The organism is Mesorhizobium sp. M7D.F.Ca.US.004.03.1.1 (assembly GCF_003998635.1).
Classification (GTDB): domain Bacteria; phylum Pseudomonadota; class Alphaproteobacteria; order Rhizobiales; family Rhizobiaceae; genus Mesorhizobium; species Mesorhizobium loti.
The window spans coordinates 1-1,028 of the sequence record NZ_RZQG01001413.1; the positions used below are offsets into that span (position 1 = coordinate 1).

Sequence of the window (1,028 nt, forward strand, 5' to 3'; positions counted from 1 at the left end):
GGTCGCGGCATTCCAGCCGCTTTCCAACCTGCTGCACCTCACCAGCGTCGAATATGTCGTGGAGGGTGGTACCGGCAATCTCGTGAAGGCGATTGTCGACGCACTGCTGGTCCAGCATGGCACGCGTTTGATCAGGGGCCGGCCGGTGAAATCCGTCACTGACACCGACGGCGTGGCAAGGATCAACCTCGAAGACGGTGAAACGCTGCTCGCAAGGCACGCCGTGCTTGCCGTGCCAGCGGACATAGCCGCTCGGATAGTCGATGACCTTCCCAGCTGGAAGCGCACAGCCCTTCAGGCTATAGACTATGCCGAAGATGCCTCAGTGGCGTTTTCTCTGTCACGCCCGGCGACCGACTTCCTCCCGCACGGCATCTGGCGCCTTCCCGTCGTCGGCCGGGGCATGATTGGGCTCTGCAACGCGGAGCACGCGTCGCCCCCCGACCAGCCTCGTCGGATTGCCGGCATGATCCGGGGCTATACAGGCCATGATACGGCTCATTTGCTGCGCAACATGGCGGGCGAAGACCGCCACGCGTTTCTGCTTGCCGATCTCGACGCCATTCTCCCTGGCGCGGCAGCCGCTTGCACAGACGTCCAGGTCGCGCTCTGGCAGCGCGCCGATAGCCCATGGCGTGTTGGGCGCCTCAAGCATATCGAGGCTCTTGCGCGCCCGACCGGCCGCATCTTCTTTTGTGGTGACTATGTCGATCCGTCAGGAATGAACGGCGCGGTCCTGACTGGCCAACGGGCTGCGGCACAGCTTTGCGCAGCTCGATTGGGGGAGGGTGCTCGATGAGTGGCGACCTTGTCATTCGCGCTGGCCGGTTGCTTGCCTACGCCGATGCCGACATCGCGCGCGACCAGGCCGTCGTCGTCGCCGACGGACGCATCATTTCGGTCGGGGCCATGGCGGACGTGCGTGTTCCTGGCAACGCCAAGGTGATTGACGCCGGCGATTGCCTTGTGATGCCGGGCCTGATCAACGCGCATCACCATGTCGGCCTTACGCCGACCCAGCTAGGAGC

At 64.2% G+C, this 1,028-nt stretch carries 1 protein-coding gene and 1 pseudogene; both read left to right on the forward strand.

The window, feature by feature from the left end:
• The coding region (locus tag EN935_RS37525) for an FAD-dependent oxidoreductase (protein ID WP_164771773.1) at positions 1 to 799 on the forward strand (799 nt) is incomplete at its 5' end.
• Positions 796 to 1,028 (forward strand): annotated as a pseudogene (locus EN935_RS37530) (hypothetical protein); the annotation flags it as partial. The gene EN935_RS37525 and the pseudogene EN935_RS37530, both read left to right, overlap by 4 nt.